Origin of the sequence: Verrucosispora sp. ts21 (genome assembly GCF_002879555.1) — a bacterium.
Classification (GTDB): Bacteria; Actinomycetota; Actinomycetes; order Mycobacteriales; family Micromonosporaceae; genus Micromonospora; species Micromonospora gifhornensis.
On sequence record NZ_PNOZ01000006.1, the window covers coordinates 130439 to 147202 of the forward strand.

Below are 16764 nucleotides of genomic sequence, written 5' to 3' on the forward strand. Positions count from 1 at the left end.
GGGGTTCGTCCTGGTCACCGGTGCCGGAAGTCATGGTCGCCGGTGATGACTTCCGGCACCGGACATCGTCCCGGCGACGCTCGTAGCGTCGGAGCATGACCAGTTCCGAGACGGCCGTCCTCGCCGAGAACCTCGCCAAGAGCTACCGCCACGTCCAGGCGGTGGCGCAGGTGAGCCTGCGGGTCGCGCCCGGCGAGACCATGGGCATCCTCGGCACCAACGGTGCCGGCAAAACGACGACCATCGAGATGATCGCCGGCCTGCGGGTGCCCGACCGAGGGCAGGTACGCGTCCTCGGCCTCGACCCCCGTCGCGACCGCGCCCGACTGCGGCAGGTGCTCGGCGTCCAACTTCAGGACGCCTACCTGCACCACGCGCTGCGCGTCAGCGAACTGGTCGAGCTGTACCGCAGCTTCTATCCCGATCCGCGTCCCGCCGACGAACTGCTGGAACTGGTCGACCTGACCCGGCAGCGCCGGACCATCTTCGAGAAGCTCTCCGGTGGGCAGAAGCAGCGGCTCTCCATCGCCCTCGCGCTCGTCGGGCGGCCACGGGTCGCGATCCTCGACGAGCTCACCACCGGCCTGGACCCGGCGGCCCGGCGACGCATGTGGAGCGCCATCGAGCAACTCAAGTCCGAGGCGGTCACCGTCCTGCTGGTCAGCCACGCGATGGAGGAGGTCGAACGGCTCTGCGACCGGGTCGCCGTCCTCGACGCCGGCCGGGTCGTCGCGGTGGACACGCCCGCCGGTCTGCGTGCCCGGGCCGGCACCGACACCCTCGACGACGCGTTCGTCACGTTGACCGGCAAGGACCTCGAGGAGGCGACATGACCACCGCGATCATGCCCCATCGGCCCGGGCCACGCGCCCTGCTCGTCCTGGTCGGCTGCGAGGCCAGGATGGTCGTACGGGACACCGCAGGACTGATCGTCCCGCTGGGCCTGCCGCTGCTGATCCTGCTGACCAGCGCCGGTTCCGCCGGCAACCAGGTCGTGGCCGACGGGCGTACGGCGTTGGAGGTGTACGTCCTTCCGCTGGTGGTCACCATGGTCGTGGCGATGATCGGCATCATCAACATGCCGAGCTTCCTGGCCTACTACCGACGCTCGGGCATCCTGCGGCGGCTGGCGGTCACCCCGCTCTCGCCGGCTCTGGTGCTGGCCGCCCAGGCGATCGTGAGCGTCGCGCAGACGCTCGTCGGCATCACGGTGGCCGCCGGGGTGGCGGTGCTGGTGTTCGACGCCCGCCCGCCCGCCGACGTCGCGGTGGCGCTCGGCGTGCTGGCGCTCACCATGGCGGCGATGTACGCCATCGGCATGCTTGTCGCGGCGGTCGCACCGACACCGAACTCGGCCGTGGCCCTCGGCCTTGTCACGTTCTTCCTCCTCGGTGCCCTCGGCGGCATGTTCGGTGGCCGGCAGACGTTGCCCGATCCGCTCGCCGACCTCGGCGGCTGGCTGCCCTTCGGCGCCGCCGTGCAGGCCATCTCGTCCGCCTGGACCGGCTCGGCCGTCGGCGGAGCGCACCTGCTCGGTCTCGGCGCGACAGTCCTCGTCGGCACCCTGGTAGCCGGCCTCCTGTTCCGCTGGGAATAATCCCGACGTGACTGGCCACCTCATCCGCGACCGTACGCCGGCCGACCTACCCGCCTGCGTGCGGTTGCTGGCCGAGGTGCACCGCGCCGACCGGTACCCGCTCAACTGGCCTGCCGACCCGTACCGCTGGTTGTGCCCGACGTGGCTGCGCCGGGCGTGGGTCGCCGTGAGCGAGAGCGGCGACGTGGTCGGGCACCTCGCTGTTGAACAGACACCAGACGACGGGACCGAGGTGGTCCGGTTGTTCGTCGCACCCGTTTACCGTCGCCGTCGCGTCGGCACCGATCTGCTGCAGCGGGCCGCGCAGTGGGCCGAAGATCAACAGATCACCCTGACGTTGCAGGTGGTCGACCGGGCCGACTCGTCGGCCGTGGCGCTGTACGAAGAGCAGGGATGGCGCAACAGCGGCACGAGCACTGCGGACTGGACCACTGCGGATGGCCGGCCAGTGACCGTACGCCACTATGTCCTCTCCCCCGGCCGGCTCGGTCGTTGACCTGCCACGGGCTTGGGTCTAGAAGATCCAGCGGATCACGGTGACGAGCCCGATCACGGCGAGCCCCACGGCGCTCACGCCGAACGCGGTCGCCACCAGGCAGGGGAACGTGACGCTCCAGAAACCGGGAGGTGCGGGTTCCGGTCCGTTCTCGGTCCAGGTCACGCGGCCCAGGCCCGCTGCACCGGCCTGCTCGATCAACCGCGTCAGCCGCGCCCCGGCCACGGGCCCGAGGTGGTCGGCCGTGTCGGCGTTGACGCGCAGCAACCGCAGACGTCGCCAGGCGCTCGGGTGGGCTCGTTCGAACGCCGCGATCTCCGGCGTGGTGGCGTCCTCGCTGAGAAAGCCCCACCGCCCGGCTTCGACCACGTTGCCCACCTGCCGGTACAGCGCCGCACGCCGGGCCCGCAGTTCCAGATCGTCGGGGTGGGCGGCGGTGAGGCTCGCCAAGCGCTGCATGGCAGGGTGGTAGTGCCCGCGCCGCAGATCCTCGGTGACCTTCGCCAGCACCTGCGCTTTCCCCATGCCCGTCATGGTGCAAGATCGGGCGGTCGCTTCGAAAGCCGATTTGGGAAGGCGAGATCGACCCATGGAGATCCGGGAGATCGCACCCGGCGGGGACGAGTCCCTGGCGCGGGCGCTGCTGACGGTGCAGCATGCGGCGTACGCGGTAGAGGCGGCGATCATCGGCGACGACCGGATCCCGCCGTTGCACGAGACGCTCGACGAGGTGCGTGCCGCGCCGCTGAGGTGGCTCGGCGCCTTCCAGGAGCACCGGCTGATCGCGGCGATCGGCTGGTCGCAGGACGACTCGGTGGTGGACATCGAACGGCTCGTCGTCGACCCGGCGGTGCATCGGCGAGGTGCCGGCCGGGCGTTGGTGGGCGCAGTTCTCGCCTCGGCCGGTCACCGTCGAGCCGTCGTGGCGACGGGACGGGACAACCGGCCCGCCAGAAGGTTGTACGAGGGTCTCGGGTTCGTGCGCACCGGCGAGGTGGAGGTCATCCCCGGTCTCTGGATCACGCAGTACGCCCACCCTCCGACCACGGCGCTGTCGGCGAAGGACACCGCTGGCGCATCCGACCGGGCCGATCGCACCGGGCCGCTTCCTGCGACGGTGCCGAGCTGGGACGAGGCCCTCGCGCCACGGCAGCGGGCCCTGCTGCGGCGGTGGCTTCCGGGCGCGACCCTCGTGCGGGACCACAGCTGGGGTCTGGTGGCGACGCGGGTGATCGAGGTGTCCTGCGCGGGGTCACGATTCATCGTCAAGGCCGGTGCTGCCGACGACAGCCACATCGAGCGGGAACTGCACGCCCACCGCAACTGGTTGCGGCCCTGGACCGACCGGGGTCGCGCGCCGATGCTGGTGCACGGCAGCGCGGAGGACCAGCTCCTCGTCACCCGCTACCTGCCCGGGGTGCTGGTGCTCGGCACCGCGCATGCCGATCAGCCCGACACGTACCGGCAGGCGGGCGACCTGCTGGCGCCGCTGCACGCCCAGAGCGCCGTGGTCGACGACGACTACGAGCGACGGGAGAACGAACGGTCACTGGCCTGGCTCGACCGGCCGCACCGGATCGCCGCGAGCACCGTCGCGCGGCTGCGCGCCGAGATCGCCGACTGGCCGACCCCGCCGTCGACCCTCGTGCCCACCCACGGGGACTGGCAGCCCCGCAACTGGCTCGTGCACGACGGCGTCGTGAGCATCATCGACTTCGGCCGGGCGGCGCTGCGTCCCGCGCTCACCGACTTCGCCCGACTGGCGGTGCAGGACTTCCGTCGCGATCCGCGCCTGGAAGCGGCCTTCCTGGACGGGTACGGTGCCGATCCGCGCGAGGCGGACGCGTGGTACCGCACCCTGGTCCGCGCGGCGATCGGCACCGCGGCGTGGGCCCACCAGGTGGGTGACGAGTCGTTCGAAGCCCAGGGTCATCGGATGCTCGCCGAGGTGTTGGCGGTGGCGTAGGCGCGCGTCGGTCGCCGCCTGGCGTGCGTTAGAGGGGGAATCGGCCGCGCCGCCACTGCCAGTGGTGGCCGGCGGCCAGGTGGTCGATGATCGCGCGTTGCAGCACGGTACGGCGGGGCAACGCGTCCAGGGGCGTGCTCAGGGTACGGAACACGAACCGCAGGACTTCGACGTCGGCGTCCAGCCCTTCGGGCTGCTCGTAGGGCTCCAACTCGAACCGGCGCTGGAACCGGATGATGTTGGAGTCCTCGGGCAGGTACTCCGCCAGCTGCGGATCGAGCAGCCACGAGCCGCAGGCGAACGCGGTGTAGTGCTCGTCGGGGAAGTGACGTGGGAAGAACGCCCGCGCCTCGTCCAGCGACGCGTCGATCGCCTCGGGGCTCAGCGGCCCGGAGTCCGGGATGTGCAGGTCGATGGTGGCGCCGGCGCGGTGGTACTGCAACCGGCCCAGCTCGTACAGGCTGCCGCGGGTGTGCAGCGTCAGCCAGCTCCGCATGACCGGCCAGCCCTCACCGCGCATCCGCCTGTCGATCGCCAGGTTCCGGCCGAGGTCCGCGAGGGTCGTCCAGGAGACCGCGTCGGCGATGCCGTGGTCGCGGTGGTACGCCATGGCGACATCGACAAGGGCCAGGTACGCGTACACGTAGAGGTGCCGCCAGGCGGGACCTCGGTCACGGGGCAGCTCCGGACCGGGCACCAGCCAGCCGTGGCCCCCGAGATCGGCGCGGACCAGCGCGATCGAGCGGTCGAGCAGCCACCGCAGCTCCGGCGTCCAGTGTGGTGAGTCGGGGTCGGGCCAGCCCGCCATGATCTCGGCGGCGTCGTCGGGCGGGACCGCGAGCCGGTCCAGGATCGCCGGTGCGTCGGAAGCGGCGGGCAGCGGCGCCGACGGTCGGTCACCGGCGAGCCGCTGCACCCGCTCGACCTCCTCGACGGGCACTGCGAGTCGAGCGGCGGTGTCGGCAGGGTTCACTCGGCCGACCCTACCGACCGGCGGTCCGGAGCAGAAGACGACAGAGGCCCGGCGGTCCGCCGGGCCTCTGCCATCTCAACCGAGCCGGCTGGCCAGCACCACCATCAGCTCGAATCGGGCGCGCGGGTCGTCCAACTGGTCGCCGTACAGCTCGCGCAGGCGCTTGAGCCGGTAACTGACCGTCTGCGGGTGCACGAACAACTCGGCGGAGACCTCGGCCCGCGAACCCCAGTGCCGCAGCCAGCTGTGCAGGGTGGACAGCAGGTTCTCCCGCTGCGCGGCACGCAGGTCGGCAAGCGGGGCGAGACGGCGGGCGGTGAGCACCGCCAGGGCGCCGGTCTCGCCACGCAGGGCCAGCGCGACCAGGTGATCGTCGACGAAGATCGGACCCGGGTCGGGCCCGAGCAGCCCGGCTGCCAACTCGGCGAGCCGGACCGCCGCCGGCACCTGGGGCCAGGCCAGTCCCGGTCCCACCACGGCCCACCGCCCGGCCAGCGCCTCGGCCAGCGCGGCCCGGGTGGCGCGAGGACCGGCCCGCAGCAGCAGCACCGCATCCCGGCCACGCTCGACCACCAGACCGTCCGGGCCGTACCGGAACCGCACGTCGCGGGCCTGGTCCAGCGGCAGCAGCACCGGCACCACGGCGTCGAGGTCGGGCCAGCCGATCCGGGCCGCCGCCGCGCCGACCGCGCTGGGCATGCCGTCGCCGCGCAGCAGCAGCTCGGCGAGGTGCCGGCGGCGGTCGCCCTCGCCGGCCTGCTCGCGCAGTTGCAGGGCGTACCCGTCGGTGCTCGCCGCGGCCAGTTCGTCGACGTACGCGGTGACCGCGTCGGAGAGGTCGATCAGTTCCTCGGTACCGACCGGACGCAGCCGGGCCAGCGACTGCGACGCGGTACGCAGCAGCTGCCGCCCCGCCATCCGCAGGGCGGCGAGCAGCGCCTCCGGTCCGCGCTCCTCGCGTGCCTCGGCGGCGCCGAGGGCGACGAAGACCTCCCGGAAAGCGCCGGGCAGCGCCGGCTGGTCGGTGCCGACCAGGTCGAGGAAACGGTCGAGCGCGACCTGGACGGCGTGCCGCACGTCCCGGGCGAACTTGTCGTCGGCGATCCCGGCGAAGGCCGGCGTGGCCTCGGTGACCGCGACCGCCACGGCGTCGACAGTCACCGGCAGGTGCGGACGCATGGCGGTGGCCAGGTCGGCGGAGAGGCGTCGCCAGGCAGGCGCGGACCCGGGCACGGTCACCCGGCGATTTTGTCACGGCAGTACAAAAACGGCGGTGATTGTCGCTGCCGGCGGGACGGTGTCTCGACACCCGGTCCGGGTGACCATGGACGCCACCGCCGACCGAGGAGAGTGCCGTGCAGCATCGCCGGTCCCGCCAGCACGTGGTCGACATGTGCCGCACCATGCTCGCCCGTGGCTACCTCAAGGCCACCGAGGGCAACGTGTCGGTGCGGGTGCCCGGTCACCGGCTGTACGCGGTCACCCCGAGCAACTACGACTACGACCGGATGCGGGTCGAGGACATCTGCATCGTCGACTTCGACGGCAGGCACGTGCCCGACGACTCCGGCGTCGAACTCAAGCCCTCCATCGAGTGCGGCATGCACGCCAACATCTACCGGGAACGCCCGGACGTCAACGCGATCGTGCACACCCACCAGCCGTACGCCTCGGCGCTGGCCTTTCTGCGCAAGCCGATCCCGGCGCTCACCGACGAGCAGGTGCGGTTCCTCGGCCGCGAGGTGGCCATCATCGACTACGCCCCGTCGGGCACCTCGTTCCTGGCCCGCAACGTGCAGAAGAAGGTGGCCAGCGGGGACAACGCGTTCATCATCGCCAATCACGGGGTGGTGGCGGTGGGCACCGACCCGGATCGGGCGGTGTTCAACATGGCGCTGCTGGAGAAGGTCTCCATCGCGTACCTGCTGGCGTTGACAAGCGAGGCGGGCAAGGTGCACACCATTCCGACGGCGATCCGGGAGATCGCCTTCGGCAAGTTGCGGGCCGACGAGAAGCGCATCGCCGCGCAGATCACCGAGGCGGTGGAGCCGCTGCGGGTACCGGCCGACGAGGCCCTGCCCAGCGCGGAAGCGGTCGCCGCGGACACCACGGCGGGGGCCGCCGTCGGGTCGGACGAGGCGCCGGGGGCCGAGTCCGCGCGGCTCGGGTACGCGATCAGCGCGTACCCGGACGTCGACGACGTGATGCGTCGACTCAAGGCGCTGACCGCCCAGCCGATCCGCGGGCTGCGTCACGACGCGCTGCTGGACGTGCTGAACTACTTCGACACCAAGTGCCGGGCCAGCAAGGAGATCACCGACCGGGCCAAGCGGCGCATCCCCGGCGGGGTGCAGCACAACCTGGCCTTCAACTACCCGTTCCCCCTCGCGATCGAGAAGGCCGAGGGGGCGTACCTGGTCGACCGGGACGGCAACACCTACATCGACTTCCTCCAGGCCGGTGGGCCGACCATCCTGGGCAGCAACTACGGGCCGGTCAACGAACGGGTCGCCGAGGTGGTCCGCGACTGCGGGCCGGTGACCGGCCTGTTCCACGAGTACGAACTCAAACTCGCCGAGATCATCCACCGGTACATGCCGCACATCCAGATGTACCGCTCCCTGGGCTCCGGCACCGAGGCGGTGATGGCGGCGGTACGCGGCGCACGCGCCTTCACCGGCAAGAAGATGGTGATCAAGGTCGGTGGGGCGTACCACGGCTGGTCCGACACGATGGTCTACGGACTGCGGGTGCCCGGCACGTACCGGATGAACGCCAAGGGCATCCCGTTCGGTGCCACCGCCCGCACCCGGGAGGCGTTCCCGCACGACCTCGGTCAACTCAAACGCAAGCTGATCGAGAACCGGCTGCGCGGCGGCACGGCGGCGGTGGTGGTCGAGCCGGTCGGCCCGGAATCCGGCACCCGGCCCGCGCCACGGGACTTCAACGCCAAGGTCCGTGAGTTGTGCGACGAGTTCAGCGCGCTGCTGATCTTCGACGAGGTGGTCACCGGGTTCCGGCTCGGCCTCGGCGGCGCGGCCGGCTACTTCGGCGTCACCCCGGATCTGACAGTGCTCGGCAAGGCGGTCTCCGGCGGCTACCCGATGGCCGGCGGAGTCGGCGGTCGGGCCGACGTGATGGCGGTCTTCGGTTCCGGGTTGGACGGCAGGAGCGGAGCGCACATCCAGGTCGGCGGGACCCTGTCGGCCAACCCGCTGTCCTGCGCGGCCGGCTACTTCGCCATCGAGGAGATGGCCCGGACCGGAGCGCCGGTGATCGCCGGGCGGGCCGGTGACCGGCTGACCCGAGGGCTGCAACGGCTGATCGACTCGTACGGGCTGCCGTACGTCGCGTACAACCAGGGTTCGATCGTGCACCTGGAGTGCAGCGGCGTGATGCTGCTGGACATGCGCAACCCGGTCAAGCTGCTCAAGGAGAACAAGGCCCGCAAGCGGCTGATGGAGCAGATGGGTGCGGCGTACACCGCGCACGGCATCATCACCCTGGCCGGTTCCCGGATGTACACCTCGATGGCCGACACCGACGCCGTCATCGATGACGCTCTGGCCCGCTTCGATCAGGTCTTCGCCCTCGTCGAGGGGGTCTGAGCCGGTGGCCGCCACCGCACCCCAGGTCTTCGCGATCGACCTGGGCACCTCGGCGTTGAAGGCCGCCCTGGTCGCCGCCGACGGCACCGTCACCGGCTGGGCCGAGCGGTCCCTGCCGCTGCGGGTGCTGCCCGGTGGCGGCGCCGAGCAGGACCCGGCGACCTGGTGGGCGGCGCTCGGCGCGGTCGCCGCGGACCTGGGCCGCGCCCATCCCGACCAGATGCGGGCGGTGGCCACGGTCTGCGCCTCCACCCAGGGCGAGGGCACCATCGCCGTGGACGCCGCCGGGGAGCCGCTGACGCCGTGCATCTCCTGGCTGGACATGCGGGGCGCACCCCACCTGCGTCGACAGTTCGGCGGCTTTCCCGCGTACCAGGGCATGTCGGTGCGCCGCATCGCGCGGTGGCTGCGGCTCACCGGCGGCATGCCCTCGCCGACGGGCAAGGACCCGGCCGCCCACATGCTGTTCGTCCGCGACGAACAACCACAGGTGTACGCCCGCACCGCCGCCTTCCTCAACGTGCTCGACTGGATCAACCTGCGGCTCACCGGACGGACGGTCGCCACCGTCGACTCGATCCTCACCTCCTGGGTCACCGACAACCGCCGGCCCGGTGACATCCGCTACTCCCCCGCGCTGGTCGCCGCCTGCGGCATCGACGCCGACAAGTTGCCGCCCATAGTCACCTGCACCGAGGTGCTCGGCCCGCTGACCCCGGCCGCCGCCACGCACCTGGGCCTGCCCGAGTCGGTGCAGGTGGTCGCCGGGGCGATCGACACCACCGCGGCGGCGATCGGCGCCGGCACCACCGGCGACCGCCAGGCCCACCTCTACCTGGGCACCTCGTCGTGGATCGCCGCGCACGTGCCGCGCAAGAAGACCGACGTGGTGGCGGGCATCGCCTCGGTGCCCTGCGCGATCGGCGACCGCTACCTGATGACCGCGCTGCAGGCCACCGCCGGGGCCAACCTCACCTGGCTGCGCGACAAGGTCGTCGAGTACGACGATCCGCTGCTCGGCGCCGGGTACGTCAGCCGCGACGAGGGCTCCATCTTCGACGCCTTCGACATGATCATCCCGACGGTGCCGCCGGGCGCGAACGGCGTGCTCTACACCCCCTGGCTGTACGGCGAACGAGCCCCGGTCGACGACGCGCACCTGCGCGCCGGGTTCCTCAACATCTCGCTGGACACCAACCGCTCCGACCTGCTGCGGGCGGTCTTCGAGGGGGTGGCCCTCAACACCCGCTGGCTGACCGCCGCGGTCGACCGGTTCCTCGGCACGCCGGTCACCTCGCTGGCCATCACCGGTGGTGGGGCGCTGTCGGACTCGTGGTGCCAGATCTTCGCCGACGTGCTGGGCGTGCAGATCCACCGCGACGCCCAGCCGCTGGCGGTCAACACCCGCGGAGCCGGCTGGATCGGTGCGGTCGGCGCCGGCCGGCTCGACTTCGCCGACATTCCCGACCTGATGCGCACCGACCGGGTCTTCACCCCGACGCCACAGCACCGGGCCACCTACGACGAGATCTTCGCCGTCTACCGGGACCTGCACCAGCGGCTGGCCCCGGTGTACCGCCGGCTGAACCGTGCCCGCTGACGCAGGCCGACCCTCATCTCTCACCGGTCGGGATCAACAGCCGGGCGCCGGTTCCGGAAGTTCCGGAATCCATCGATGATGGCGTTTATCTGCCGTGGATGCGAGGCTAGGACGCCGACGCCGGCCAGCGCCAGGAGGGTACGTGGAGACGACACGTCGGGAGGTTCTCGGAACCTCTGCCGCCGACGACCAGCAACCGCACCCTGACCAGGAGGATTCGGCACCGGAGTCCGGTCCCGGTGAAGCAGGTCCGGCCGGTGCCCTGCGGACGGCGTCGCGGCTGCTGCGTCACGAATGGACCTTGGCGTCGCTTGCCGGTCTGGTGTTGGCCGTCGTCCTCACCTGGCCGACCCTGAAGCATCCGTGGACGACCATCCCCGGCGACATCGGGGATCCCACATTGCAGGCATGGCAGGTCGCCTGGGCCGGGCACGCCCTGCTCACCGACCCACTTGCGCTCTGGCACTCCAATGCGTTGTTCCCGGAGGCGTACACCTACGCCTACACCGACACCCTGCTCGGGTACGCGCCCGTCGGGATGCTCGGCGGCAGCATGGAAGCGGCCGTGTTCCGCTACAACCTGCTCTACGTCTTCGCCCACGCGCTCGCCTTCGTCGGGGCGTACGCCCTGGTGCGTCAGCTGGGTGGCATCCGGACGGCGGCGGCGGTCGCCGGCATCGCCTGGGCCTTCGCGCCGTGGCGGCTCGCCCACAGCGGCCACCTGAACATCCTCTCCACCGGCGGCATCGCGTTGTGCCTGGCCATGCTGGCTCGTGGTCACGGCTGGTCGCTGCGGGAGGGGCACCGGCCGGCGCTGCACCGCCCAGGCTGGATCGTGGCCGGCTGGCTGGTTGCCACCTGGCAGGTGCTCCTCGGCCTCGCGATCGGCCTACCGCTGATCTACATCCTGGCCGGCGCCGGGCTGGTGGTGGTGGCGGCGATCGGTTGGCGCCGGTGGCGCAGCGGCCGGTGGATCCTGGGTCGCCGGGTGGTGCTGGCCAACCTGTTCGGTGGCGTCGTCTTCGGTGCGGTGTGCCTCTGGCTGGGGACCACGTTCCTGCGGGTGGTGGAGCTGTATCCGCAGGCGCGCCGGGATCTGTCCTGGACGGAGATGTTCTCTCCGCCCCTGGCCGGATACTTCATCGCTCCGGCGGACTCCTGGCTGTGGGGTGACTACTTCGAGCCCGCACGGGCGCAGTTGACCTGGCCGCCGGAGATGGCCCTGCTGCCCGGCGTCACGTTGATCATGCTTGCGGTGGCCGGGCTGAGCTACTCGGTGTTCCGCCTGCGGCACCGTCTCCTGCTCGGGCTCGGTGTGCTGGTCAGCGGTGCGCTCGGGCTGGGCAGCAACCTCATCGGTGACGGCGACCCGGGATACATGACGTTGTCGCGCCTGCTGCCCGGCTGGGACGCGCTGCGAACCCCCGGGCGGCTGATGGTCTGGACGAGCCTGCTGCTCGCCATTCTCGCCGCCGGCGCGATCACGGAGTTCGGTCGGCAACTACCCACCATGCGGTGGCCGCGAGTGGTCGGGCGGATCGTGCTCCTGGCACCGCTGCTGCTGGTCCTGGTCGAAGGCGTCAACCGCACCCCGCACCCGGTCGCGCCACCGGCGCCGACGGCGATCCGGTCAGCCCCCGAACCGTTGCTGGTCCTGCCCGCCGAAGGCATCTCCGAATTCCACGTCATGCTCTGGTCCACCGACGGGTTCCCCCGGGTCGCCAACGGTTTCGCCAACTTCGTGCCGCCCCACCAGCAGCAGATCCGTACGGTGAGCACGACCTTCCCCGACGCCACCAGCATCGCCTACCTGCGGCAGGTCGGCATCCGGTCGGTGGTCGTGCTGCCGGACCAGCTCTTCGGCACGCCCTGGGACGGCGTCACCACCCGACCGCTGGATGGTCTCGGCATCACCAGGGAGGAGGTCGACGGCGCGTTCGTCTACCACCTCGGCTGAGCCGGACGGGACGCGGCGGTCGGGCCAGCATCTACTCCCGGGTCGCGCCCATCGGCTCGCGGACCAGGGCACCGTCGATGTAGCAGTAGCGCCAATGCTCGCCGTGCTCCAACGACCGGATCAGCGGATGGCCGGTCTGCCGGTAGTGCTCCTCGGCGTGGTTGTTCACCGAGTCGCTGCAACAGCCCACCGCGCCGCAGGTCAGGCACATCCGCAGCTGCACCCAGTCGTCGCCGCTCTCCACGCACTGCGGACACACGTCGGCGTCGGACTCGGTGATGTTGATCCGGTCCAGGTGGGTGCAGGCGGTGCTCATGGTCTCCTCCCGCACGTACCGCCAGTTGCCGTGCAGGAACCGGTCGGGGATGATCCGCGCCAGGTAGCGCGAGTTCGCCGCGAGCAGCGGGCTGGTCACCGCCAGCACCAGCACGTACAGGGCGATGAACGGGCCGAGGCGGGCGTCCAGGCCGGCGGCGAGCGCGAGGGTGGCCAGGATCAGGGAGAATTCGCCGCGCCCCAGCACGGTCAGGCCCACGTTTGCCGCGCCACGCTGGTTGAGCCCGAACAGCCGGCCGGCGACCAGACCGGCGAGCACGTTCGTCACCACGGTCATCAGGACCGCCAGCAGCACCGGCAGGGCCACCGAGCCGATCGCGCTGACGTTGATGCTGAGCCCGAACGCCACGAAGAAGACCGCCGCGAAGACGTCGCGCAGCGGCAGGACCAGCCGTTCCACCCGTTCCCGGATGGCGGTGCGGGACACCACCAGGCCGATCATCAGGGCACCGATCGCGTCGGAGACACCGATCTCGGCCGAGATGCCGGCCACCAGCACCACCAGCCCGACCATCAGGATGGCAAGCAGCTCGTCCTCGTTGCTGTCGATGATCTTGCCGACCAGTCGGGCGCCGTACCGGGCGACGGCGAAGAGCACCACCAGGTACCCGAAGCTGAGCCCGATGCGCAGCGCCAACTCCCCCGCCGACCCGGCCCCGGACAGCAGCGGCGACAGCAGCGCCAGGTACAGCGCGAGGAACAGGTCCTCGATCACGATGATGCCGAGGATGACCGGGGTTTCCGCGTTGGCCAGCCGACGCAGCTCGATGAGCAGCTTGGTGGCGATGGCCGACGAGGAGATGCCCAACGCGCCGGCTATCACGAACGCCTCGTAGCCGCCCCAGCCGAGCGCGAACCCGAAGAGCAGCCCGGCGCCGATGTTGAGGCCGATGTACGCGCCGGCCGCCACGAACAACCGCTTGCCGCTGCCGATCACCTGCTCGACCGGGAACTCGACGCCGAGATGGAACAGCAGCAGGACCAGACCCAGCGAGGCGAGCAGGCCCAGATCCTCGGGATGGGACACCAGCACCGGCCCCGGGGTCCCCGGGCCGAGCAGGATGCCGGCGAGCATGAAGAACGGCACCGTGGGCAGGTTGATCCGGCGGCCGAAACGGGCCAGCAGGCCCGCGATCAGCACAAGGGCACCGAAGCCCACGAGGTCGGCGTGCACGGTGAGGACTCCCGGGTGAACTCGACGGGCAGGGCAGGGCAGGGCGACGCGGGCCGTCGAGGTCACCCCCGGGGCCCGCGGCAGGACCGACTAGTCGGAGAAGTAGGTGCCGGTCAGCAGCGCGCCCACCTTGCGGGCCTGCTCCTCCGACATCTCGATCACCGCTACCGGATCGTCCGCGCCGGCGGCGAAGACGTACAGGTCCCGGGCACCGTCCCGGCGTACGACGATCGAGATCCGCTGGGTGTTGCTGCCCAGGTCGACGTCGTACCGCTTACCGATGCCCGGCAGTTCCTGCACGTAGATGCCTTTGCCCATGATCTCTCCCGCCGCCGCTGCGCGATCTCCTGCGCCATCGTACGAGTCGGACCGGCCGGCACGACTCAGACCGGGTGGGTGAAAGTCACGACATCAACCGGAACGTGGCATCGTTACGGCTCTGCGTGTCGGTGATCGGATCGAGGCGCAGCTGGTAGTCGTAGTGCCGGATGTACCGGTCGGGGTAGTTGTACGACTGGAACGACGACCAACCGCCGTTGCCCAGCCCGGCTACCTGCCGGTAGGTGGCGTCGGCGGCGAAGACCGAACTGCCGTCGTTCGCCGCCAGCACGAAGTCGAAGCCGTAGTGCCGCAGGTAGTAGCCGGGATAGTTGACCGACTCGAACGACACGTACCCGGAGTTGTTGGCCAGGCCCGGCACCACCCGGAACTGGGCGTCCTGGGCGGGGTTGACGTTGGCATCGATGCGTACGTCGTAGTTGGCGTGCCGGACGTAGCGGTCCTGGTGGGTGTACGCCTGGATCCGGTGCACCGGGGCGTTGCTCGGCCAGCGGGCGAGCACCCGGCTCTGCTCGGCGGCGGTCAGGTTGAGGATCGAGCCGTGCCGCTTGCGGCTGGCACCCATGTGGTAGTCGGAGCGGGTCCGGAAGTTGGTGACGCTGCCCAGGTTCGTCGAGGTGATCGGCAGGTAGCCGCGACCCGTGGCGTACTGGTCGAGGTACAGCGCCCACTCGTTGCGGCCGTTGAACTGCATCCACATCGGGCCCTCGACCACGTTGCCGCCGCCGGTGCCGTTGGAGATGCCCAGGTGGGACAGGTTGCCCAGGCTGGTCCAGGTGCCGAGGATCGAGTTGCTGGCCTCGATCGCGATGTGCCCGTCGGCCGAGGCCCGGTAGTAGCGGTAGCCGCCGACGCTGTTGGGCACCTCGATGATCTGGGTGTCGATGATGCCCTGACCACCACCCGGACGCTCGATGTAGAGCTGCGGGGCGGTGAAGCTGCGGAAGTCGGTCGTGCGCACGTACCAGATCCGGTGCTTGGTGACACCGTTGCGCGGGGAGTTCGTCGCCCAGTAGATGACGTAGTCGCCGGTCGCCTGGTTGTAGATGGCCTCCGGTGCCCAGGCGTTGCCCGCTCCGGGGATCGCACCGGCCACGTTGATCAACCAGGGGGCGGACCAGTTCACCAGGTCACGCGACTCCCACACGACGAGCGAGGTGCTACCCCGGTTGGCGGCGTCGTTCCAGGAGGTGCCGCTGGCGATGCGCAGATCGGTCGCGACGATCCAGTACCGGTCACCGGCGGGCGAGCGGACCAGCGCGGGGTCGCGGACGCCACGCGTACCGATGGTGGAAAGCAGCACCGGCCCGCCGTTGTTCAGGTCGCGCCAGGTCAGCCCGTCGGAGCTGTGGGCCAGGTAGACCTGCTCGCCGTTGGCGGACTCCCCGGTGAAGTGCGCCATCAGGTATCCGGTGAACGGGTCCAGCGCCGCCGCCTCGGCGCGCGGCCCCACTGCGGCTGCTTCGGCGCGCGGTGCCTGCGCGGCGGCCTCGGCGCGCGGTGCCTGCGCGGCGGGCAGCAACAGTAGGCAGGCGGCGGCGACCAGCGCACTCATCCGACCCAGAACTCTCGACATCCGTAGCTCTCCTCGCCGGCGGGGTCCAGGGACGGCAATGCACGGCCGAGCACGCTTGTGAGCGTTAACAACAGATGCCGGCAACGCGCCGGATTCACTGTTATCGGCTTGTTTCGCAAGTGTTTACGGCCCCCATCACACTGTCAAGACATCGACGCACATCGGTTGCTGCGAGGTCCGCCCGAGCGCAGATCAGACCCGACGATCGGGGCCTGTCCCCCCGGGGCCCCGGTACTACGACGTGGGCGGGACACACTGGTCAGGACATCGACCGGAACCGGGGGAACAGGTGATGACGACCGAGGAACGGATCACGCCGAACGAGACCCCCGTGCCGCTGCTGCCCTGCGCGGCGGCGGACGAGACGATCGCCTTCTGGCGGGCACTCGGCTTCGCGGTGACCTGGGAGCAACGCAAGCCGTACCTGTTCCTCGCCTTCGAGTTCAGCGGCTTCGAGTTGCACTACGGCCGACCGCCACGGGGGTTCGAGCCGGCCGAACAGCACACCCGGCTGCCTGGTGATGGTCGACGCGGTCGCGCCGTACCATGCCGCGTTCGTCGCGGGGATGCGTGGCACGTACGGCAAGGTGCTGTCCCGCGGGTTGCCCCGGATCACCCGCTACCGGCCCGGTGCGTCGCGGTTCAGCGTCGTCGACCCGTCCGGCAACATCATCACCTTCATCCGCCGCGACGAGCCGACCGAACTGGAGTACGGCGGGTCGAAAGAGCTGGCCGGTCTGGCCCGGGTGCTCGACAACGCCCGCATCCTGCGCGAGTTCAAGAGCGACGACCAGGCAGCCTTCCGCGCGCTCAACTCCGGACTGCGCCGGCACGGCGACGCGGCCCCCGCCGTGGAGCAGGCGTTGGCACTCGCCGCCCTGATCGAACTGTCGACCGCCCTGGGCAAGGTGGAGCTGGTGCCCGCCTGGGGCGACCGACTCCGCGCCCTGCCCCTGACCGCCGAGGAACGCGACCAGATCCGCCACTCCATCGCCACCCCCGACACCCTCACCCCCTGGCTCCCCCACCCCTGACTCCCGCCCCCCTTTCCCTGGTTGATCAAGAGGTTTTGGTCTCGGAAGGGCATTCGGTGAACGACCGCCGCGGACAACTGACCGTCGGGCAGTACCAACGTCGTTTAC

Annotated in this window: 14 protein-coding genes and 1 pseudogene; 9 read left to right on the forward strand and 6 right to left on the reverse strand. The window is 70.7% G+C overall.

Going from position 1 to position 16764, the window contains the following annotated elements; genetic code table 11:
- Positions 1-95 precede the first annotated feature (95 nt).
- From C1A38_RS04195 to C1A38_RS04205, 3 genes are read left to right on the forward strand one after another with little or no spacing between them, the layout of a single operon-like run.
- Entirely contained in the window at positions 96-833 is a 738-nt protein-coding gene (locus C1A38_RS04195) for an ABC transporter ATP-binding protein (RefSeq protein ID WP_013733515.1), read from the forward strand.
- Positions 830-1597 (forward strand): ABC transporter permease, encoded by a 768-nt coding sequence (locus tag C1A38_RS04200; RefSeq protein WP_102656493.1) that lies wholly within the window; start codon positions 830-832, stop codon positions 1595-1597. Before C1A38_RS04195 ends, C1A38_RS04200 begins: the two co-directional genes overlap by 4 nt.
- 7 nt (positions 1598-1604) lie before the next feature.
- Positions 1605-2093, forward strand: coding sequence for a GNAT family N-acetyltransferase (locus C1A38_RS04205; RefSeq protein WP_102656494.1), 489 nt, complete (start codon positions 1605-1607; stop codon positions 2091-2093).
- 18 nt (positions 2094-2111) lie between these two features.
- Here the strand turns inward: C1A38_RS04205 and C1A38_RS04210 are convergent, their stop codons facing one another.
- Complete coding sequence (locus tag C1A38_RS04210; RefSeq protein ID WP_102656495.1) at positions 2112-2618, reverse strand: DUF6584 family protein; 507 nt, start codon at positions 2616-2618, stop codon at positions 2112-2114.
- Positions 2619-2682: 64 nt separating this feature from the next.
- Here C1A38_RS04210 and C1A38_RS04215 point away from each other — a divergent pair, with 64 nt between their 5' ends.
- Entirely contained in the window at positions 2683-4059 is a 1377-nt protein-coding gene (locus tag C1A38_RS04215; RefSeq protein WP_158244843.1) for a GNAT family N-acetyltransferase, read from the forward strand.
- A gap of 28 nt (positions 4060-4087) precedes the next feature.
- On the opposite strand, the gene C1A38_RS04220 is transcribed toward C1A38_RS04215, so the two are convergent.
- Positions 4088-5032 carry an acyltransferase domain-containing protein gene (locus C1A38_RS04220; protein WP_102656497.1) on the reverse strand — a complete coding sequence of 315 codons (945 nt, stop codon included), beginning with the start codon at positions 5030-5032 and terminating at the stop codon, positions 4088-4090.
- Between the two features lie 75 nt (positions 5033-5107).
- Positions 5108-6271: a PucR family transcriptional regulator gene (locus tag C1A38_RS04225; RefSeq protein WP_102656498.1), complete on the reverse strand. Its 1164-nt coding sequence runs from the start codon at positions 6269-6271 to the stop codon at positions 5108-5110.
- 116 nt (positions 6272-6387) lie between these two features.
- Here C1A38_RS04225 and C1A38_RS04230 point away from each other — a divergent pair, with 116 nt between their 5' ends.
- The 3 genes from C1A38_RS04230 to C1A38_RS04240 all read left to right on the forward strand — a co-directional run bounded on the left by C1A38_RS04230 (position 6388) and on the right by C1A38_RS04240 (position 12197).
- On the forward strand, positions 6388-8640 hold the full coding sequence (locus C1A38_RS04230) for an aminotransferase class III-fold pyridoxal phosphate-dependent enzyme (RefSeq protein ID WP_102656499.1): 2253 nt from the start codon (positions 6388-6390) through the stop codon (positions 8638-8640).
- Between the two features lie 4 nt (positions 8641-8644).
- A complete protein-coding gene (locus tag C1A38_RS04235) occupies positions 8645-10240 on the forward strand; it encodes a xylulokinase (RefSeq protein WP_102656500.1) in 1596 nt (531 codons plus the stop codon).
- Between the two features lie 262 nt (positions 10241-10502).
- Positions 10503-12197 (forward strand): hypothetical protein, encoded by a 1695-nt coding sequence (locus tag C1A38_RS04240; RefSeq protein WP_233196613.1) that lies wholly within the window; start codon positions 10503-10505, stop codon positions 12195-12197.
- A 31-nt stretch (positions 12198-12228) separates the two neighbouring features.
- Here C1A38_RS04240 and C1A38_RS04245 read toward each other — a convergent pair whose 3' ends face one another.
- From C1A38_RS04245 to C1A38_RS04255, 3 genes are all read right to left on the reverse strand, one after another.
- Entirely contained in the window at positions 12229-13707 is a 1479-nt protein-coding gene (locus tag C1A38_RS04245) for a cation:proton antiporter domain-containing protein (RefSeq protein WP_102656502.1), read from the reverse strand.
- A gap of 90 nt (positions 13708-13797) precedes the next feature.
- The gene (locus C1A38_RS04250) at positions 13798-14025 is read right to left on the reverse strand and encodes a cation:proton antiporter regulatory subunit (RefSeq protein ID WP_013733504.1); all 228 of its coding nucleotides are present in this window, start codon (positions 14023-14025) and stop codon (positions 13798-13800) included.
- A gap of 85 nt (positions 14026-14110) precedes the next feature.
- Complete coding sequence (locus C1A38_RS04255; RefSeq protein ID WP_233196608.1) at positions 14111-15622, reverse strand: glycoside hydrolase family 43 protein; 1512 nt, start codon at positions 15620-15622, stop codon at positions 14111-14113.
- 292 nt (positions 15623-15914) lie between these two features.
- Here C1A38_RS04255 and C1A38_RS32535 point away from each other — a divergent pair.
- Positions 15915-16058: pseudogene (locus C1A38_RS32535) on the forward strand (DUF8817 family protein); the annotation flags it as partial.
- Between the two features lie 85 nt (positions 16059-16143).
- Positions 16144-16656, forward strand: coding sequence for a DUF8817 family protein (locus C1A38_RS04260; RefSeq protein WP_233196609.1), 513 nt, complete (start codon positions 16144-16146; stop codon positions 16654-16656).
- Positions 16657-16764 lie beyond the last annotated feature (108 nt).